This is a genomic window from Streptomyces sp. S4.7 (genome assembly GCF_010384365.1).
Lineage (GTDB): Bacteria > Actinomycetota > Actinomycetes > Streptomycetales > Streptomycetaceae > Streptomyces.
In genome coordinates this window covers 3,323,186-3,338,887 of record NZ_CP048397.1, presented here as the reverse complement: position 1 = coordinate 3,338,887, position 15,702 = coordinate 3,323,186, and the positions used below count along the sequence as shown (strand labels likewise).

At 71.6% G+C, this 15,702-nt stretch carries 14 protein-coding genes and 1 pseudogene; 8 read left to right on the top strand and 7 right to left on the bottom strand.

Annotated features, from left to right (window positions below; genetic code table 11):
- Positions 1 to 68: 68 nt before the first annotated feature.
- On the bottom strand, positions 69 to 566 hold the full coding sequence (locus tag SSPS47_RS14575; protein WP_164251507.1) for a hypothetical protein: 498 nt from the start codon (positions 564 to 566) through the stop codon (positions 69 to 71).
- A 293-nt stretch (positions 567 to 859) separates the two neighbouring features.
- On the opposite strand from SSPS47_RS14575, the gene SSPS47_RS14570 reads away from it, so the two are divergent.
- A complete protein-coding gene (locus tag SSPS47_RS14570) occupies positions 860 to 2,209 on the top strand; it encodes a M1 family metallopeptidase (protein ID WP_239065268.1) in 1,350 nt (449 codons plus the stop codon).
- 171 nt (positions 2,210 to 2,380) lie between these two features.
- On the opposite strand, the gene SSPS47_RS14565 is transcribed toward SSPS47_RS14570, so the two are convergent.
- A complete protein-coding gene (locus tag SSPS47_RS14565) occupies positions 2,381 to 2,956 on the bottom strand; it encodes a TerD family protein (RefSeq protein ID WP_147876673.1) in 576 nt (191 codons plus the stop codon).
- 147 nt (positions 2,957 to 3,103) lie between these two features.
- Here SSPS47_RS14565 and arfB point away from each other — a divergent pair, with 147 nt between their 5' ends.
- Positions 3,104 to 3,535: an alternative ribosome rescue aminoacyl-tRNA hydrolase ArfB gene (arfB, locus tag SSPS47_RS14560; RefSeq protein ID WP_164251505.1), complete on the top strand. Its 432-nt coding sequence runs from the start codon at positions 3,104 to 3,106 to the stop codon at positions 3,533 to 3,535.
- Between the two features lie 28 nt (positions 3,536 to 3,563).
- Here arfB and SSPS47_RS14555 read toward each other — a convergent pair whose 3' ends face one another.
- Positions 3,564 to 4,088 (bottom strand): flavin reductase family protein, encoded by a 525-nt coding sequence (locus SSPS47_RS14555; RefSeq protein ID WP_239065267.1) that lies wholly within the window; start codon positions 4,086 to 4,088, stop codon positions 3,564 to 3,566.
- Positions 4,089 to 4,584: 496 nt separating this feature from the next.
- On the opposite strand from SSPS47_RS14555, the gene cdgB reads away from it, so the two are divergent.
- Together cdgB and SSPS47_RS14545 are read left to right on the top strand one after the other, a co-directional pair.
- Positions 4,585 to 6,468, top strand: coding sequence for a diguanylate cyclase CdgB (cdgB, locus tag SSPS47_RS14550; RefSeq protein WP_164251504.1), 1,884 nt, complete (start codon positions 4,585 to 4,587; stop codon positions 6,466 to 6,468).
- Positions 6,469 to 6,664: 196 nt separating this feature from the next.
- On the top strand, positions 6,665 to 7,654 hold the full coding sequence (locus tag SSPS47_RS14545) for a carbohydrate-binding protein (protein WP_164251503.1): 990 nt from the start codon (positions 6,665 to 6,667) through the stop codon (positions 7,652 to 7,654).
- 37 nt (positions 7,655 to 7,691) lie between these two features.
- On the opposite strand, the gene SSPS47_RS14540 is transcribed toward SSPS47_RS14545, so the two are convergent.
- The 4 genes from SSPS47_RS14540 to SSPS47_RS14525 all read right to left on the bottom strand — a co-directional run bounded on the left by SSPS47_RS14540 (position 7,692) and on the right by SSPS47_RS14525 (position 11,829).
- Positions 7,692 to 8,558 carry a class II fructose-bisphosphate aldolase gene (locus tag SSPS47_RS14540; protein WP_164251502.1) on the bottom strand — a complete coding sequence of 289 codons (867 nt, stop codon included), beginning with the start codon at positions 8,556 to 8,558 and terminating at the stop codon, positions 7,692 to 7,694.
- A gap of 48 nt (positions 8,559 to 8,606) precedes the next feature.
- Complete coding sequence (locus tag SSPS47_RS14535; protein WP_164251501.1) at positions 8,607 to 9,527, bottom strand: 1-phosphofructokinase family hexose kinase; 921 nt, start codon at positions 9,525 to 9,527, stop codon at positions 8,607 to 8,609.
- Positions 9,528 to 9,697: 170 nt separating this feature from the next.
- The gene (gene nagA, locus SSPS47_RS14530; RefSeq protein WP_164251500.1) at positions 9,698 to 10,897 is read right to left on the bottom strand and encodes an N-acetylglucosamine-6-phosphate deacetylase; all 1,200 of its coding nucleotides are present in this window, start codon (positions 10,895 to 10,897) and stop codon (positions 9,698 to 9,700) included.
- The gene (locus tag SSPS47_RS14525) at positions 10,897 to 11,829 is read right to left on the bottom strand and encodes an ROK family protein (protein WP_147876680.1); all 933 of its coding nucleotides are present in this window, start codon (positions 11,827 to 11,829) and stop codon (positions 10,897 to 10,899) included. The genes nagA and SSPS47_RS14525 overlap by 1 nt, the downstream gene beginning before the upstream one ends.
- Before the next feature lie 295 nt (positions 11,830 to 12,124).
- On the opposite strand from SSPS47_RS14525, the gene SSPS47_RS14520 reads away from it, so the two are divergent.
- From SSPS47_RS14520 to SSPS47_RS14505, 4 genes and pseudogenes are all read left to right on the top strand, one after another.
- Positions 12,125 to 13,345 (top strand): extracellular solute-binding protein, encoded by a 1,221-nt coding sequence (locus tag SSPS47_RS14520; RefSeq protein ID WP_164254584.1) that lies wholly within the window; start codon positions 12,125 to 12,127, stop codon positions 13,343 to 13,345.
- Positions 13,346 to 13,465: 120 nt separating this feature from the next.
- Positions 13,466 to 13,684 carry a DUF3263 domain-containing protein gene (locus SSPS47_RS14515; protein WP_239065265.1) on the top strand — a complete coding sequence of 73 codons (219 nt, stop codon included), beginning with the start codon at positions 13,466 to 13,468 and terminating at the stop codon, positions 13,682 to 13,684.
- Positions 13,685 to 13,819: 135 nt separating this feature from the next.
- Positions 13,820 to 14,662, top strand: coding sequence for a trehalose-phosphatase (gene otsB / locus SSPS47_RS14510; protein WP_164251498.1), 843 nt, complete (start codon positions 13,820 to 13,822; stop codon positions 14,660 to 14,662).
- Between the two features lie 319 nt (positions 14,663 to 14,981).
- A pseudogene (locus SSPS47_RS14505) lies at positions 14,982 to 15,698 on the top strand (hypothetical protein); the annotation flags it as partial.
- Positions 15,699 to 15,702 lie beyond the last annotated feature (4 nt).

The window sequence follows — 15,702 nt, the reverse complement described above, 5'->3', positions numbered from 1 at the left end:
CAGCCGGGTGGATGTCGGCTCACTTCGTAGTGGGCCGGACAGTGTGCGATCGCGTAAGAGGCGGGCGGTCAGACGCGGGGGAAGCGGGCCTGGATGTCCCAGATCGCGGGGTTGTCCATCAGCCCCTCGTGCATGTCCCCGAGGTCGGCCAGCAGGTCGTGCAGGAAGTCGCGCGACTCACGGCGCAGCAGCCGGTGGCCGAAGGTGAGCGGGGGTTCGTCGGCGGGCATCCAGTCGGCGGCCACGTCGACCCAGCCGAAGCGCCGCTCGAAGAGCACGCGGTCCGCCGACTCGGTGAAGTCCAGCTCGGCGTACTGCCTGTTGGCCGACCGGTTGCCGCGCGGATCACGGTCGAGCTGCTCCACGATGTCGCACAGCGCCCACGCGAAGTCCAGCACCGGCACCCATCCCCAGCCTGTGGACACCTCGCGGTCGGCCTTGGTGTCGGCCAGGTACACATCGCCGCAGAACAGATCGTGCCGCAGGGCCCGGACGTCGGCGAGGCGGTAGTCCGTCTGCGGGGGATCGGGAAAGCGGCGGGAGAGGGAGTAGCCGATGTCGAGCACGCGTCCGATGGTGTCACGACGCCGCGCGGACGAGTTCGTGCCCGCCGGGACGGGGGCCGGGCGCGGCCTACGATCACCGCGTGCACCAGCCGCGAGACCAGAACCGGCACGAGCCGCGAGACCAGAACCGGCACGAGCCGCAGGACCAGAACCCGTACCGGCCGCCGGACCGCGGCCCTCACCGGCCGCGACACCGGAGCCCTCTCGGGCGGGTCCGCCGCACCGACCCCCTCCCGTTCCCCTCCCCCTCTCTCGCCGTCGGTCCCTTCCTCGCCCTCGCCCTCACCCTCGTCATCGGCGGCCTCGCGGGCTGCGCGGAACGGGACGAGCCCGGCGCCCCCGGCGCCCCCGGCTCGGCCGGCCTCGGTGACCCGTACTTCCCGCACCTCGGCAACGGCGGCTACGACGTCACGCACTACGGCCTGACCCTCGACTACGACCCCGCCACCGGCCGCCTCGACGCCGACGCCGAGATCACCGCCCGCGCCACGCGCCGGCTCAGCGCGTTCAACCTCGACCTGGCCGGTCTGACCGTCGGCCGGGTCACCGTCGACGGCGAGCGGGCCGGCGTACGGCGCGCCGACACGGAGCTGACGCTGCTGCCGCGCTCGGACATCGGGCGCGGGGACACCTTCCGTACGGTCGTGCGCTACTCCGGCGTCCCCCGGACCCTGACCGACGCCGACAGGACGAGGGAGGGCTGGCTCAGATCGGGGAAGCGTTCCGTCGCGCTGGGCCAGCCGACCGGTTCGATGGCCTGGTTCCCCGGCAACCACCATCCGAGCGACAAGGCCGCGTACGACATCCGGATCACCGTGCCAAAGGGCCAGCGGGCGATCTCCAACGGAGAGTTGACGAGCGAGCGGACGGCCGGCGGCCGTACGACCTTCGGCTGGCACTGCGCGGAGCCGATGGCGAGCTATCTCGCGACGGTCGCCGTCGGCCCCTACCGGACCAGGACCACCCCGGGCTCCGACGGCGGTGTTCCCGTCCTCACCGCCGTCGATCCGGCCGTGGCCGCCGACAGCGCCCGGCTGCTCGAGAAGATCCCGGAGATCATGAAGTGGGGCGAGAAGACGTTCGGCCCGTATCCGTTCTCCTCGACCGGCGTGATCATCGGGCGGCCCGGCGACGCCGACTACGCGCTGGAGACGCAGAACCGCCCCTTCCTGCCCGGTCCCACCAGCACCGCGATCCTCGTCCATGAACTGGCGCACCAGTGGTTCGGCGATTCCGTGACCCCCAAGTCCTGGCAGGACATATGGCTGAACGAGGGTTTCGCCGAATACGCGGCATGGCTCTGGGCGGAGGACATCGAAGGCGTCCCGGCGCGGAGCGCGTTCGAGCGGGCGTACAAGAACGCCGAGAACTGGGCCTTCGCGCCGGCCGAACCGCCGACCGCCGCGGACATCTCCGGGCGGCCGGTGTACGGGCGCGGCGCCATGGTGCTCCATCAGCTGCGGCTGGCGGTCGGTGACGACACGTTCTTCGCGCTCGTACGCGGCTGGACGCGGGCGTACCGCCACGGCAACGCGTCCACCGCCGACTTCACCGCCTTCGCGCAGAAGTGGACGGACCGCGATCTGACGGCTCTTTGGGACGATTGGCTGTACGGCTCCGACCGACCACCGCCCGGCGCGTGAGTCCACGGCGAGTGCCTGTCGCGGCGCGTGGGTCCGCAGGGCCGTGGGTTCGCGGGGTCGCGGGTCCGCGGACCGCACGCCAAAGGCCCCCGGCCGCAAATGCCGGAGGCCCCTTCGCACCAATCGGTCGGTCACTCGCTGAGCGACTCGACGAGTTGACGATTCAGCGACTCAGAGGTTGACGCCGAAGTCCGTGGCGATGCCCGCGAGGCCCGAGGCGTAACCCTGGCCCACCGCGCGGAACTTCCACTCCGCACCGTTGCGGTACAGCTCGCCGAAGACCATCGCGGTCTCGGTGGCGGCGTCCTCGCTCAGGTCGTAGCGGGCGATCTCGGTGCCGCCGGCCTGGTTCACGATGCGGATGTACGCGTTGCGGACCTGGCCGAAGTTCTGGCTGCGGGTCTCGGCGTCGTAGATGGAGACCGGGAAGACGATCTTGTCGACGTCGGCGGGCAGACCCGCCAGGTTGACGTTGATCGCCTCGTCGTCGCCCGCGCCTTCACCGGTGCGGTTGTCGCCGGTGTGGACGATGGTCTGGTCCGGCGTGGACTTGTTGTTGAAGAAGATGAAGTGGCTGTCGGAGACAACCTTTCCACCCGCGTTGACCGCGATCGCCGAGGCGTCGAGGTCGAAGTCCGTACCGGTGGTGGAGCGGACGTCCCAGCCGAGGCCGACCGTGACGGCTGTCAGGCCCGGTGCCTCCTTGGTGAGCGAGACGTTGCCGCCCTTGGACAGGCTTACAGCCATGGGGATGGTCCCTTTCGTTGTGTACGAGCTCATGTGCGGACTTCGATCGGCTTCCGAAGTTACCGTCACCCGCCATAACGCGGAGAGAGGACTCAGAGGTTCCTCAACGCCTTTGATTTGTCTGTGCGGACACGGGACGATGGACACATGTCCGGGTCCCCGCACGTCATCCGCGGCTCCGTCTCCCTTCCGGAGGCCGAGCTCATGTGGCGTTTCTCGCGCTCCTCGGGACCCGGCGGACAGCATGTGAACACCAGCGACTCGCAGGTGGAGCTCCGCTTCGACCTCGCCAAGACGCAGGCGCTGCCCGAGGCGTGGAAGGAGCGGGCGCTGGAGCGGCTCGCGAGCCGGCTGGTGGGCGGTGTCGTGACCGTACGGTCGTCGGAGCACCGTTCCCAGTGGCGCAACCGCGAGACGGCCCTGGTGCGGATGGCCTCGCTCCTGGCCGAGGCGACGGCTCCGCCGCCGCGTCCGCGCCGGGCCACGAAGATCCCGCGCGGTATCAACGAGCGCAGGCTGCGGCAGAAGAAGCAGCGCGCGCAGACCAAGCGCGGGCGCGACGGCCGGGATTGGTCGTAGCGGGCCGGGAGGACGCCGCGCCGCGGCTTCAGCCCTGTCCCTGGCCCTGCCCCAACTGCCGGTATTTCCCGCGGAAGTACGTCAGCGGGCCCCCGTCGCCCGATCCGCCCGGCACCGCCGCCGTCAGCACCCGGCCCACGACCAGCGTGTGGTCGCCGGTCACGATCCGCTGCTCCGTCCGGCACTCCAGGACCGTCAGCGCGCCGTCGATCAGCGGTGCCCCGCTCACCTCACCGCGCCGGTGGGGCATGTCCTCGAAGAGCAGCCGGTCGCTGATCCGGCCCTTCATCGCGAAGCGGCCGGCGATCCGCACCTGGCTCTCGGAGAGCATCGACGCCGCCCACATCGGCTGTTCGTCCAGCAGGTCGTCCATCCGGGAGCCGTTGCGCAGGCTCACCACCACCAGAGGCGGGTCGAGCGAGACGGACATGAAGGACGTGGCCGTCATTCCGGCGTCCGCGCCCTTCGGACCGTCGTCCGGGTCGTGCGCGGTGACCAGCACCACCCCGGCGGCCAGCCGGGAGAGCGCGGCGCGGAACTCGTCGTTGCTCACTCCCTCAGGATGGAGGACGGCTTCGGGAGACGCGGCGTCGGGAGGCTGCGCCTCGGTACGCCGGGCGGTTGTCTTCTGCAGCACGTCGTCCACGCTAGCCCCGGCGGTGACATGCCCGCATCGGACCACAGAACCAGCCAGGACCTAGGTCCAGCCCTCCGCGCGACTGCGTCGCGGCACTTCGCGAGCCCGGGACGCGGCTCCGGTGAGGCCCTCGCCGCCTCTGCACGCCGGAGTGTGCGCCCATAATGCGCCCCTCCGCGCGCCCCCACCGCACCGCTTCCCACCTCGATATTTGCGTTCATGAAGGCCTGGAGCGTTCCCACGCCCCCGGCCAATGCTCCTTCCTCGTGTGTGACTTGGCTCACAGGGTCGAGGAATTGTTGACCCTGTGTACCGAGTGCACAGCTCGCTGTGATTCAGTGGCCGGGATACCGCATCAAGCGAGCCGATGAGAATTCTGGAGTTGCTGTCGAGGTCTCGGGGAGAGCGAACGATGGAGACCGAGTCGGAGCCGTACGTCCGCCTTGCGACCCTGCGGCAGCTGCACGACGTTGTCGGCGAGCTCAACACCGCCCGCAGTCTGGCCGACACCCTGCAGACAGTTGCCGACGGCATAGTCAAAGGCCTCGGCTACGAGCTGGCCTGCGTCAACCTCGTACAGCCCGACGGTGACCTGGTCGTCGCCGCCTTCGCCGGCAACGCCGCGGCCGAGGCGCTGATCACCGGCCGCGTCGGCGCGCGCGCCTCCTGGGAACGCCGGCTCAGCATGGGCGAGACCTGGGGTGAGCTGCGGTACATACCCCACACCGAGGGCTGGATCCTGCTGGATGACGACGTCCCGCAGTGGTACACCGAGGGACCCGACCCGCGCTTCGAGGACGAGTGGCACCCGCAGGACCGCCTCTACGCCCCCATGTACGCCCCTGGGGGCGGGCGCGAGCTCCTCGGGGTCATATCCGTCGACCGGCCGCGCGGCGGGCGCCGTCCGGGCCCCTGGGGGCGTGAAGCGCTCCAGATGTACGCCTCCCAGGCCGCCATTGCGATAAGTAACGCCCGCCTCAGAGCAAACATGCAGCGCGCGCTGGTCCGGCTGGAGCGGGAGCAGCAGGCGTTGCGGGCCAGCGAGGAGTCGTTCCGGCAGGCGTTCGAGTACGCGCCCAGTGGTATGGCCATCGCCGAGATGGGCGGGGACCAGCACGGCAGGCTGCTGCGGACGAACGACGCGCTGTGCCGGCTGCTTGGCCGGTCCGCCTCCGCGATCCGCCGCTACGCCTTCTCCGACCTCGTCCACCCCGAGGACATCGGCACCCTGCTGCGCACCTCGGCGGAGGGCGGTCGCGCCGAGCTGCGGCTGGCGCGACGTGACAACAGTTATGTGTGGGTGTCGCTGCGCAACTCCGTCGTCGCCGACACCACCGACGGCCCCCGCTTCCTCCTCACCCATGTCGAGGACATAGAGGAGCGCAAGCGCAACGAACTCCAGCTCGCCCACCGCGCCTCGCACGACTCCCTGACCGGTCTGCCCAACAGCGCGGAGCTGCGCGCCCGTCTCAGTGCCCGCCTCTGCGAGCGTCCCAACGCCATATCGGTACGGGAGACGGCGGTGCAGACCGTGGACAAGGCGTTCGGCGGATACGAGGGCGCCAACGGCGCCGGCAGCGGCGGCGGATACGACGAGGGCGGTCACGGCACCGGAGTGGTCCCGTACGGCCAGGAGCCCGGCTACGGCGGCTACAACGGGACCAGCGGCGCCGGCTACGCGCCCGTACCGGCGCCCGGTTACGGCGGGGGCCACGGCGGCGCGGCCGGGGGCTACGACCCCGGCTACGGACCGTACGAGCCGTACGACTCCTACGACTCCTACGGGGACCCCGCCGAGCGCGCCTTCCCAAGAGACGGCTTCGACCCGTCCGCCGCCCCCGTGCCCCTCGACCACCACGTGCACACCGTCGCGCCGGGCGCCGACCCCGACGACGGGAGCAAGGGCCTCGCCGTCCTCTTCTGCGACCTCGACGGTTTCAAGTCGATCAATGACCGTTTCGGCCATAACACCGGCGACGCCGTCCTCATCGAAGTCGCCCGCAGGCTGAACACCGGAGTGCGGGACGGCGACACCGTGGCGCGTCTCGGCGGCGACGAGTTCGTGGTCCTCGCCGACGGCCTCGGCGCCACGGACGCCGCCGACCTGGCGGTCCGGCTGCGGAACGCGATCATCCCGCCCATCAGGGTGGACGGCAGGGCGGTCCGGGTGGGAGCCAGCTTCGGTATCGGCTGGGCGAGCTGCGGAATGACGGTCGAGGAAGTGCTGAAATCCGCGGACCAGCGGATGTACATCGAGAAGCGCTCGCGCAGCAAGGTCCAGCGCCGGGCGGGGTGACGCCGGGGCCGTGCCGGGGCCCGTCGTGTCCTATCTCTCTGTACGGCGGTTCACCGATGTCCACCGATGTCTCCCGATGTTCACCGGGGGATGGCGCAACCGCCCACTCCGATCAAGGCCCGTCCGTATGCTTGCCCAATCGAGGTAGGCTCGGCCGGTCGGCGACGCTGGCGAGATGGTAAGGAGTGACCCAGGGATGACGGCCGGGAACAACGGCGCGAGTAAGCCCGAGGACGACGATCCGTTCGGCTATCTGTACGAGGACGGACAGACGGCCGCGAACGGTGCGCAGGCCCGGCGCGGCGGCTACGGCTACCCCGGTCCCGCCTCTCAGCCCGGTGTGCCGAGAACGTCGTACAACCAGGTCAGGACCGTCGGCGAGCGCCAGTACGGTCAGGTCCCGCAGCAACAGCAGTCCTACGGGCAGCAGCCGCAGTACGGAGGCCAGCAGCCTCAGTACGGCCAGGCTCCCGACGCGCACTACGCGGCCCCCGAGACCGGCGGCGCCGCCACGCGTACGGTTCCCGCCCAGCGCGGCGGTGGCGGCCGTGGCAACGGCGGCGGACCCAACACCAAGGGCCTGCTCATCGGCGCCGTAGCCGTCGTGGCGGTGGTCGTGATCGGAATCACGGCCGCGCTGCTCTCCAACGGAGACGACAGCAAGAACGCCGACGGCGGCCCGACGGACGGCCCGACCACGGGCGAGTCGGCGGCACCGAGCGAGGACCCCGGCAAGCAGGATCCGGACCCCGACAAGCCGATCGAGCTTCCCAAGCAGGACGCGGCGACGCTCCAGCTCGGGGCGCCGGCGGTGCTGGCGAAGGACATCAAGGGCGCGAAGGGCGCGGGCGGCGCGTACGTGACGTTCAACGGGCCCGGTGGATCGGCCAGCTGGACCGTCGATCTGCCGGAGGCCGGTGAGTACACGCTGTTCATCACCTACGGCGTGCCGGGCAAGGACGCGAAGACGTCGCTCACGATCAACGGCGAGACGCCCCGCTCGGTCAACATGTCCAATTTCGCCAAGGCGAAGGAGGGCGACTGGGAGAAGGGGTGGACCACCACCTACGCCTACGTCAACCTCGACAAGGGCAGCAACACGCTGAAGCTGTCGTGCGAGGCGGGCGACCAGTGCGACGCCATCCTCGACCAGGTCTCCCTGGAACAGGGCAAAGCGAAGGGCTGAGCCCGCTCGCCCGGTTCCCGCACCCGGGGAGCCCGGTCTAGGACTCCCCGCCGATCACCTTCAGGAACGCCGCCACCGTCCCGGTCATCGCCTCGCGAGCCGGGGCGAGGTATTTGCGGGGGTCGACCGTCTTCGTGTCGGACTCCAGGCGGACGCGGACCGCGGTCGTGAAGGCCGTGTTCAGGGCCGTGCCTACATTGATCTTGACCATGCCCGCCGCGACCGCCCGCCGGATCTCCTCGTCGGGGACGCCCGACGAGCCGTGCAGCACCAGCGGTACGGCGACGGCCCGCCGCAGCGCGCCGATCAGTTCGTGGTCCAGGGCCGCCGTGCGGTCCGTCATCGCGTGCGAGGAGCCGACCGCGACGGCCAGCGCGTCGACGCCGGTGGCGTCCACGTACGCGACCGCCTCGGCGGGATCCGTACGGACGCCGGGGGCGTGGGCGCCCAGCGGTGGTTCGCCGTCCTTGCCGCCGACCTTGCCCAGTTCGGCCTCGATCCAGATGCCGCGCGCACGGCCCCAGGCGACCGCCTCCGCCGTGGCCTCGACGTTCGCCTCGTAGGACAGCTTCGACGCGTCGAACATTACGGAGCTGAAGCCCTCTCCGTCGGCCGCGCGCAGCAGTTCGGCCGATTCGACGTGGTCGAGGTGGAGCGAGAGCGGGGCGTGCGAGGCGCGCGCGACGGCGGCGGTGGCCGCGGCGACGGCCGTCAGCCGGCCGCCGTGGAACTTCACCGCGTTCTCGGAGATCTGGAGGATCGCGGGACGCCCCGCCCGTTCGGCGCCGGCGGCGATCGCCTCGGCGTGCTCCAGGGTGATGACGTTGAACGCGGCGACGCCGCCCCGCCCGTCCCGCCGTTCGGCCGCCGCCGAGACGAGTTCACCGGTACTTACGAGTGGCATGTGGTCCCCTGTCCGGACTGTTCTCGTTCCGTCACCGAGCCCGCTCGGTCACGGTGCTTGTTCCGTCACGGCGATCCGCGGCAGCAGGTCCGCGTACGCCTCCCGGTCGAACTCGCCCGCCGCGGGCGCCAGGACCGTCGCCGTGGAGAGCGCGACCGCTCTCGCGAGTCTGTCGGGCCACGGCAGCCGCTCCACGAGCCCCGACAGGAGCCCCGCCACCGCCGAGTCCCCCGCGCCGGTCGGATTGCCCCGTACGGCCTTCGGCGGTGCCGCCCGCCACCAGCCGTCCGGGGTCGCGGCGAGCAGCCCGGCGGCGCCGAGCGAGGCGATGACGGCACGGCCGCCGCGCCTGCGGGCGTCGCGCGTCGCGCGCAGCGGCTCGCGGGAGCCGGTGAGCCGGGCCAGTTCGTCGGCGTTGGGCTTCACGAGGTCGGGGCGTGCGGCGATGCCACGGCGCAGTGGTTCGCCGCTGGTGTCGAGGAGTACGGGCAGGTTCGCCGCCCGCGCGAGGCGTACCAGCTCCGCGTACGCGCCGACGTGGATGCCGGGCGGCAGGCTGCCGCACAGCGCGACGGCGTCCGCGCGGGCGGCGAGCCCTTCGTAGGAGGTGAGGAACGAGGCCCACTCGGCGGGTGTGACGGTCGGGCCCGGTTCGTTCAGCTGGGTCGTGTCACCGGTCGCCTCGTCGACGACGGCGATGGTGCGGCGCGTGGTGCCCGCGATCCCCACGAGCGCGTCGGACGGGCCCTCGGCGGCGAGCAGTTCGCGCAGCGCGTCCCCGGTCCGGCCGCCGGCGAACCCGGTCACGACGGTCCCGTGGCCGAGCGACGACAGCACACGGGCGACGTTGAGGCCCTTGCCGCCGGGCCGTTCGGAGACCTCGGCGACGCGGTTGGTGGCGTGCGGCGTGAGGGCGGGGGTGCGGTAGGTGATGTCGAGGGCGGTGTTGAGCGTGACCGTGAGGATCATGCGCGGTGCCCTCCCTCGGGGGTGCGACGGGGGAGGGGACGCCTGCCCGCTCCGTATCGGTTCTGATCATGCCAAAGCCGGGCCGGGCGCCCCAGTGGAGGGAGCGGAACGGATGACCGGACCCACCGCCCCGGCACCCGCCGGACCCACCGCCCCGGCACCGGCCGGATCTACCGCCCCGGTCCGGGCTTGACCACCCATTCGCCCTTGCGCAGCACGCCCGCGATCGCGAACTCCGCGTCCAGGATCACCAGGTCGGCGTCCTTGCCCGCCTCCAGTGAGCCCACCCGGTCGTCCACGCCCAGCAGCTTCGCCGGGTTGGCGGAGATCGCCCGCACGATCTCGGTGACCGGCAGCCGGTCGATCGTCGCCGCGCGTCTGAAGGCCGTGTCCAGGGTCAGGGTCGAGCCCGCGATCGAACCGCCCACGGCGAGCCGCGCGACACCGTCCTTGACCTCGACCTCCAGCGGTCCGAGCTGGTACACGCCGTCGCCGAAACCGGCGGCGTCCATCGCGTCCGTGATGAACGCGACCCGGTCCGCGCCCGCGCGGTGGAACGCCAGCTCCAGCGCCGCCGGATGCAGATGCGTGCCGTCGTTGATCAGCTCGACGGTGATCCGCTCGTCCTCCAGCAGCGCGGCGATCGGCCCCGGCGCGCGGTGGCCGAGCGGCGGCATCGCGTTGAAGAGGTGCGTGGCGACCGTCGCGCCCGCGTCGATGGCCTCGACGGTCTGCTCGTACGTCGCGTCCGTGTGCCCGATCGCGGCGATCACACCGTGCTCCACCAGCAGCCGTACGGAGTCGATGCCGCCCGGCAGTTCGGTCGCGAGGGTCACCATCCTGGCCGTGCCGCGGGCCGCGTCGAGGAGCTTGCGCACCTCGGCGGGGTCCGGGTCGCGCAGCAGCCCTTCGCTGTGCGCGCCCTTGCGGCAGGGCGAGATGAACGGCCCCTCGAAGTGGATGCCGGCGAGGTCGCCCTGTTCGACGAGTTCGGAGAGGAACCCGGCGCGCTGCGCGAGGAAGTCCATCTCGCCGGTGACGGTGGAGGCGACGAGCGTGGTGGTGCCGTGCTCCTGGTGCGTACGGACGCCCTTGAGGACGTCGTCGGCCCCGCCCGACGTGAAGGACGCGCCGCCGCCGCCGTGGTTGTGCATGTCCACGAAGCCGGGCACCACCCAGTGGCCGGTCAGGTCGAGCGTCCCGGGGGCGACGGCACCGGAGGATCCGGTGGTGTCTCCTACGGAGGAGGAGGCCGGCCCGGCCTCGGTGATTCGTCCGCCCTCGACGCTCACCCGTCCGTTCTCCACGATCCCGGTCGGCAGCACCACCCGGGCCCCGGCGAGAACAGTGCTTTCGGCGCGTGCGGCCATCAGGCGGATACCTCCGTCGAGAGAAGATCCCAGGCGAGCAGCCCCGCGCCCAGGCATCCGGCGGTGTCCCCGAGGGCCGCCGGGACGATCTCGGGCAGCTTCTGGAACGTGACCCGCTCCTCGACCGCGGCCCGCAGGGGTGTGAACAACGTTTCCCCGGCCTCGGCGAGACCGCCACCGATGATCAGCCTTCGGGGGTCGAGCAGGGTGAGCGCGGTGACCAGCCCGGCCGCGAGCGCGTCGACGGCGTCCGCCCAGACCGCCAGGGCCCTCGGGTCGCCGGACGCGACGGCCTTCGCGCAGTCGGCGGCGTCGGCCTCCGGATCACCGCTGGCCGCCGCCCACGCCCGGGTCACGGCCGCGGCCGACGCGAGCGTCTCCATGCAGCCGGTCTGCCCGCACCCGCACACGGGTCCGTCGGGCCGGACCACCACATGTCCGATCTCGCCCGCGTAGCCGTGCGCGCCCGCCTCTATGGCCCCGTCGATGCCGATGGCGCCCGCGATGCCGGTGCCGAGGGGGACGAAGAAGAACCGGTCCGAGCCCCTGCCCGCGCCGATCCGCCCCTCGGCGAGCCCGCCGGTGCGTACGTCGTGCCCGAGCGCGACCGGTACGCCGCCCAGCCGGGCCGCCAGCAGATCGCGCAGCGGAAGATCGCGCCAGCCGAGGTTCGCCGCGTACAGCGCGATCCCGCGCTCGGCGTCGACTATGCCCGGTACCGCCACTCCGGCGGCGACCGCGCTCTCGCCCAAGTGCTCGACGCCGTACGCGCGCAGATCCGCCGCGAAGCCGAGGATCGTCTCGACGATCGCGTCGGGGCCGCGCTCCCTGTCGGTCGCGCGGCGCGCCTCGTACAGCAGCGCGCCGTCCGTCCCGACCAGGGCGGCCTTCATACCGGTGCCGCCCACATCCAGGGCGATGACGTGTCTCACAGACGCATTCTCGCGCGAAAACCCAAGAAAGGTCTAGTCCACTGTGCGGGATTGTTGCCAGCCCATACAAAGCCTTCGCCAAACCTGACGGGCAGGGGAAGTTGCCGAAGCGATACGGGGCTGGTGTAGACCTCCGACGGTGCATGGGGAAAAATCGCAGCTCGTCAACGCAGGACGTCGCGGGGGACCGACGGGACAACGAACGCCGTAAAGACGGCCGAGCGAATACAAGGGTGGGAAAAGAGCTGTGCAACAGCGCTTCCTGAGGCATACCGCGGCGATAGCCGCACTGGGCATGACGATGGCGCTGAGCGGCTGCGGCAGCTCCGGCGGTTCGGGTGACGTCACCTTGAAAGTGGTCGCGGCGGACTACGGCAACAGTGCCGCCAACAGCTCGGAGAAGTACTGGAACAGCCTGGCCAAGGAGTTCGAGTCCAAGAACCCGGGCATCAAGGTCGATGTCGACATCCGTTCCTGGAAGACCGTGGACGCCGACGTGGCGAAGATGGTCAGGGACGGCGAGGCGCCCGACATCGCGCAGATCGGCGCCTACGCCGACTACGTGAAGAAGGAAGAGCTGTACAGCGCGGACGAGCTGCTCTCCATTCCCACGCAGGCGAACTTCCTCTCCCGCTTCGCGGACGCCGGAAAGGTCGACCAGACCCAGTACGGAATGCCGTTCGTCGCCAGCACACGGCTCCTCTTCTACAACAAGGGCCTCTTCGCGGGGGCCGGTCTCTCCGCGCCGCAGGACTGGGACGACATCAAGTCGGACGCCGAGGCGCTCAAGGCGCAGGACGTACCGACCCCGTTCGCCCTTCCGCTCGGCCCCGAGGAGGCGCAGGCGGAGACGATGATGTGGATGCTCAGCGGTGGCGGCGGCTACACGGACGCGACCGACGGTTCGTACGCCGTCGACTCGGAGACGAACGTCAAGACCTTCGAATGGCTCCAGAAGGAGCTGGTCGGCAAGGGTCTCACCGGCTCCGTACCGCCCGGCGAACTGGACCGCGCCGACGCCTTCAAGGCGTTCACCGACGGCAAGGTCGGCATGCTCAACGGGCACCCGACGATGATGCAGGAGGCCGAGAAGGCCGGCGTCGATGTCGGGATGGTGCCGCTGCCCGGCATCAACGGCAAGTCCAAGGCGACGATGGGTGTCGCCGACTGGATCATGGCGTTCAAGCAGCCCGGCCACCGTGAACAGGCGGGCATCTTCCTCGACTTCACCTTCGAGGACGAGAACGTCATGGACTTCGTCGGACAGTACGACCTCCTGCCGGTCACCTACAGCGCGTCCGATACGATGGTCGCCGACGACGAGCACAAGGAACTGCGGAAGTTCCTGGAGGCGCTGCCCACCGCCGAGCTTTACCCGTTCGGCAAGACGTCGTGGGCGGGCGTCAGCGACGACATCAAGAAGAACATCGGCAAGACGGTGCAGCCCGGCGCGGTGCCGTCGGAGATCCTGGCGAGGATCGGCCGTGACGCGACGACGGCGGAGAACGCCGAGTAGCGTGGCAGCCCTATGACCGCCGCACTGATACCCGAGCCGGAGCCCGGCGCCGAGTCCGGCGCCGAGCCCGAGCCCGGACACACGTCGCACGAGGACCGCGGTCCCGCCGACCGGTCGGAACTGACCGAGCGGGACCGCGCCGTCCTCGCCGTGGAGAAGCGCTCCTGGCCGGGCCCCGGCGCCAAGGAGCGCGTCATCAGGGAGCGGCTCGGCATCTCGCCCACCCGCTACTACCAGCTGCTGGGCGCGCTCATCGACGACCCGCTGGCCCTGGTCCACGACCCGGTGACGGTCAACCGCCTGCGCCGGATCAGGGACGCCCGCCGCGCCCGCCGCTGAGCGCGAGAACAGCCCGTCCGGCGATCGAGGACGAACCGGCCACCGGACGGACCGGGTGAGACGAACCCGGCCACCGCGACCGCTCCGCACCCAGTAGGGCGGGCCCCGGGCCCCGTACGCCGATAGGGTCGGGGCATGGGCAGCCATCCGCACCCCCTGCCGACCCCCGTCACCCCCGCCGGCGCCGAAGGACTGGCCGCGCTTCTCGCGCGGCCCGGGAAAGCCGTCGTCGCGCTCGACTTCGACGGCACGCTCGCCGACATAGTCCCGGACCCCGAACAGGCCCGCGCCCACCCCGGCGCCGTCCCCGCGCTCGTAGCCCTCGCCCCCCACGTGGCTTCCGTCGCGGTGATCACCGGCCGGCCGGCCGATGTCGCCGTACGGTACGGCGGCTTCGCCGGCGTACCCGGCCTGGAACACCTCGTCGTCCTCGGCCACTACGGCGCCGAACGCTGGGACGCGGTCAGCGGCGCCGTCCAGACCCCGGAGCCGCACCCCGGAGTCGCCGCGGTCCGCGCCGAACTCCCCGGACTCCTCGCCCGGTTCGACTCCTGGCGCGGTGCGTGGATCGAGGAGAAGGGCCAGGCGGTCGCGGTCCACACCCGCCGTGCCACCGACCCGCAGGGGGCCTTCGACGCACTGCGCGAACCGCTCGCCGACCTGGCGGCCCGGCACGGCCTGATGCTCGAACCGGGCCGCCTCGTCCTGGAACTGCGCCCGCCCGGCGTGGACAAGGGCGTGGCCCTGCGCGAGTACGTCGGCGAGGTCGGCGCCGAGACGGTCGTCTACGGCGGCGACGACCTGGGCGACCTCCCGGCATTCGCCGCGGTCGACACCCTGCGCGGCGACGGCCATCCGGGTCTGCTGCTGTGCAGCGGTACGGGCGAGGTCCCCGAACTCGCCGCGCGGGCCGACCTGGTGCTGCCGGGCCCGGGAGCGCTGACCGGCTTCCTCGCCGCGGTGTCCGCCCGCCTCTGAGAGCAGAGGTCCAGATCTCGGGCGCCGCGCCGAAACGCGGGCGACACCGGGCGGCCCCCTCACGCATCATGGTCGTTCGGTGCGAGCGGGGGCGAGGGCTCGATGGACGACGACCTGATGGACGGTCCGACGGACGACCGGATACGGGCGACGCTGGAGTTGCTGAACGAGGCGCGGGGAGCTGTCGATCGAGGATCCGCGGCGGGAGCGGCTGGAGCGCGCAGCCAGTGGACTCTTCCGGGACGGGCGGCGCAAACGCCGGTCGGCCACCCGCGGCGCCCGTGCGACGGCGGACGCCGGGATCCAGGCCGGCACCGTCATGGGCGCGCCGGACCGGACGACGGACGCGCCGCCGGCCGGTGCGGATCCGGTGCGGGACGACCAGTTCGCCGGCGAGTTGGGGCGTCCCCAGCGCTGCTACGTCTGCGAGGACCACTACCGCCGGATCCACCACTTCTACCACCGCCTCGGCCCCGACTGCGCCCGCGACAACCTCGTCCGGCGCCGTGCCCGCAACGCGGCCCAGACGCTGCGCCGTTCGCCGCGCGCCTACTCCGCCCTGGCCGCCGCGGAGGCCGCACCGGCGCGCACCGCGCTGCCGGCCGCCAAGGCCCCCGCCGTGTGGACCGCCCCGGGCTTCGGCGTCCCCGGCGCCGTGAACACCGGGGTGGCGGGCCGGTCCTGGGCCGCCGGGCTCGTGCCCCGTAACACCGGCACACCCGAGAGCGACGGTTCCGTGCTCGCGACCGTGGACGAGGCGGGGCTGCTGACCGAGACCGCCGCCGAGAACTCCTGGACCGCCCGGCTCGGCGGCATCGACCCGGCGGAGCTGCTGGAGGTCCAACTGGTCAACGCGGTGGCCCCGTTCCTGCTCGCCGACCGGCTGCCGCCCCTGCTGGAGTCCTCACCCCACGCGCGGCGCTATCTGCTCAACGTGACGGCCGTCGAGGGGCAGTTCGCGGTCCACAGGAAGACGAGCGGTCACCCGCACACCAACATGGCCAAGGCCGCCCTCAACATGCTCACCCGCACCAGCGCCG

What these genes read in the sequence shown, in the direction of transcription:
- SSPS47_RS14565 (WP_147876673.1), bottom strand. Translation starts at nt 2,956, where the DNA reads ATGGCTGTAAGCCTGTCCAAGGGCGGCAACGTCTCGCTCACCAAGGAG.
- arfB (WP_164251505.1), top strand. Translation starts at nt 3,104, where the DNA reads ATGTCCGGGTCCCCGCACGTCATCCGCGGCTCCGTCTCCCTTCCGGAG.
- cdgB (WP_164251504.1), top strand. Translation starts at nt 4,585, where the DNA reads ATGGAGACCGAGTCGGAGCCGTACGTCCGCCTTGCGACCCTGCGGCAG.
- SSPS47_RS14545 (WP_164251503.1), top strand. Translation starts at nt 6,665, where the DNA reads ATGACGGCCGGGAACAACGGCGCGAGTAAGCCCGAGGACGACGATCCG.
- SSPS47_RS14540 (WP_164251502.1), bottom strand. Translation starts at nt 8,558, where the DNA reads ATGCCACTCGTAAGTACCGGTGAACTCGTCTCGGCGGCGGCCGAACGG.
- SSPS47_RS14535 (WP_164251501.1), bottom strand. Translation starts at nt 9,527, where the DNA reads ATGATCCTCACGGTCACGCTCAACACCGCCCTCGACATCACCTACCGC.
- nagA (WP_164251500.1), bottom strand. Translation starts at nt 10,897, where the DNA reads ATGGCCGCACGCGCCGAAAGCACTGTTCTCGCCGGGGCCCGGGTGGTG.
- SSPS47_RS14520 (WP_164254584.1), top strand. Translation starts at nt 12,125, where the DNA reads ATGACGATGGCGCTGAGCGGCTGCGGCAGCTCCGGCGGTTCGGGTGAC.
- otsB (WP_164251498.1), top strand. Translation starts at nt 13,820, where the DNA reads ATGGGCAGCCATCCGCACCCCCTGCCGACCCCCGTCACCCCCGCCGGC.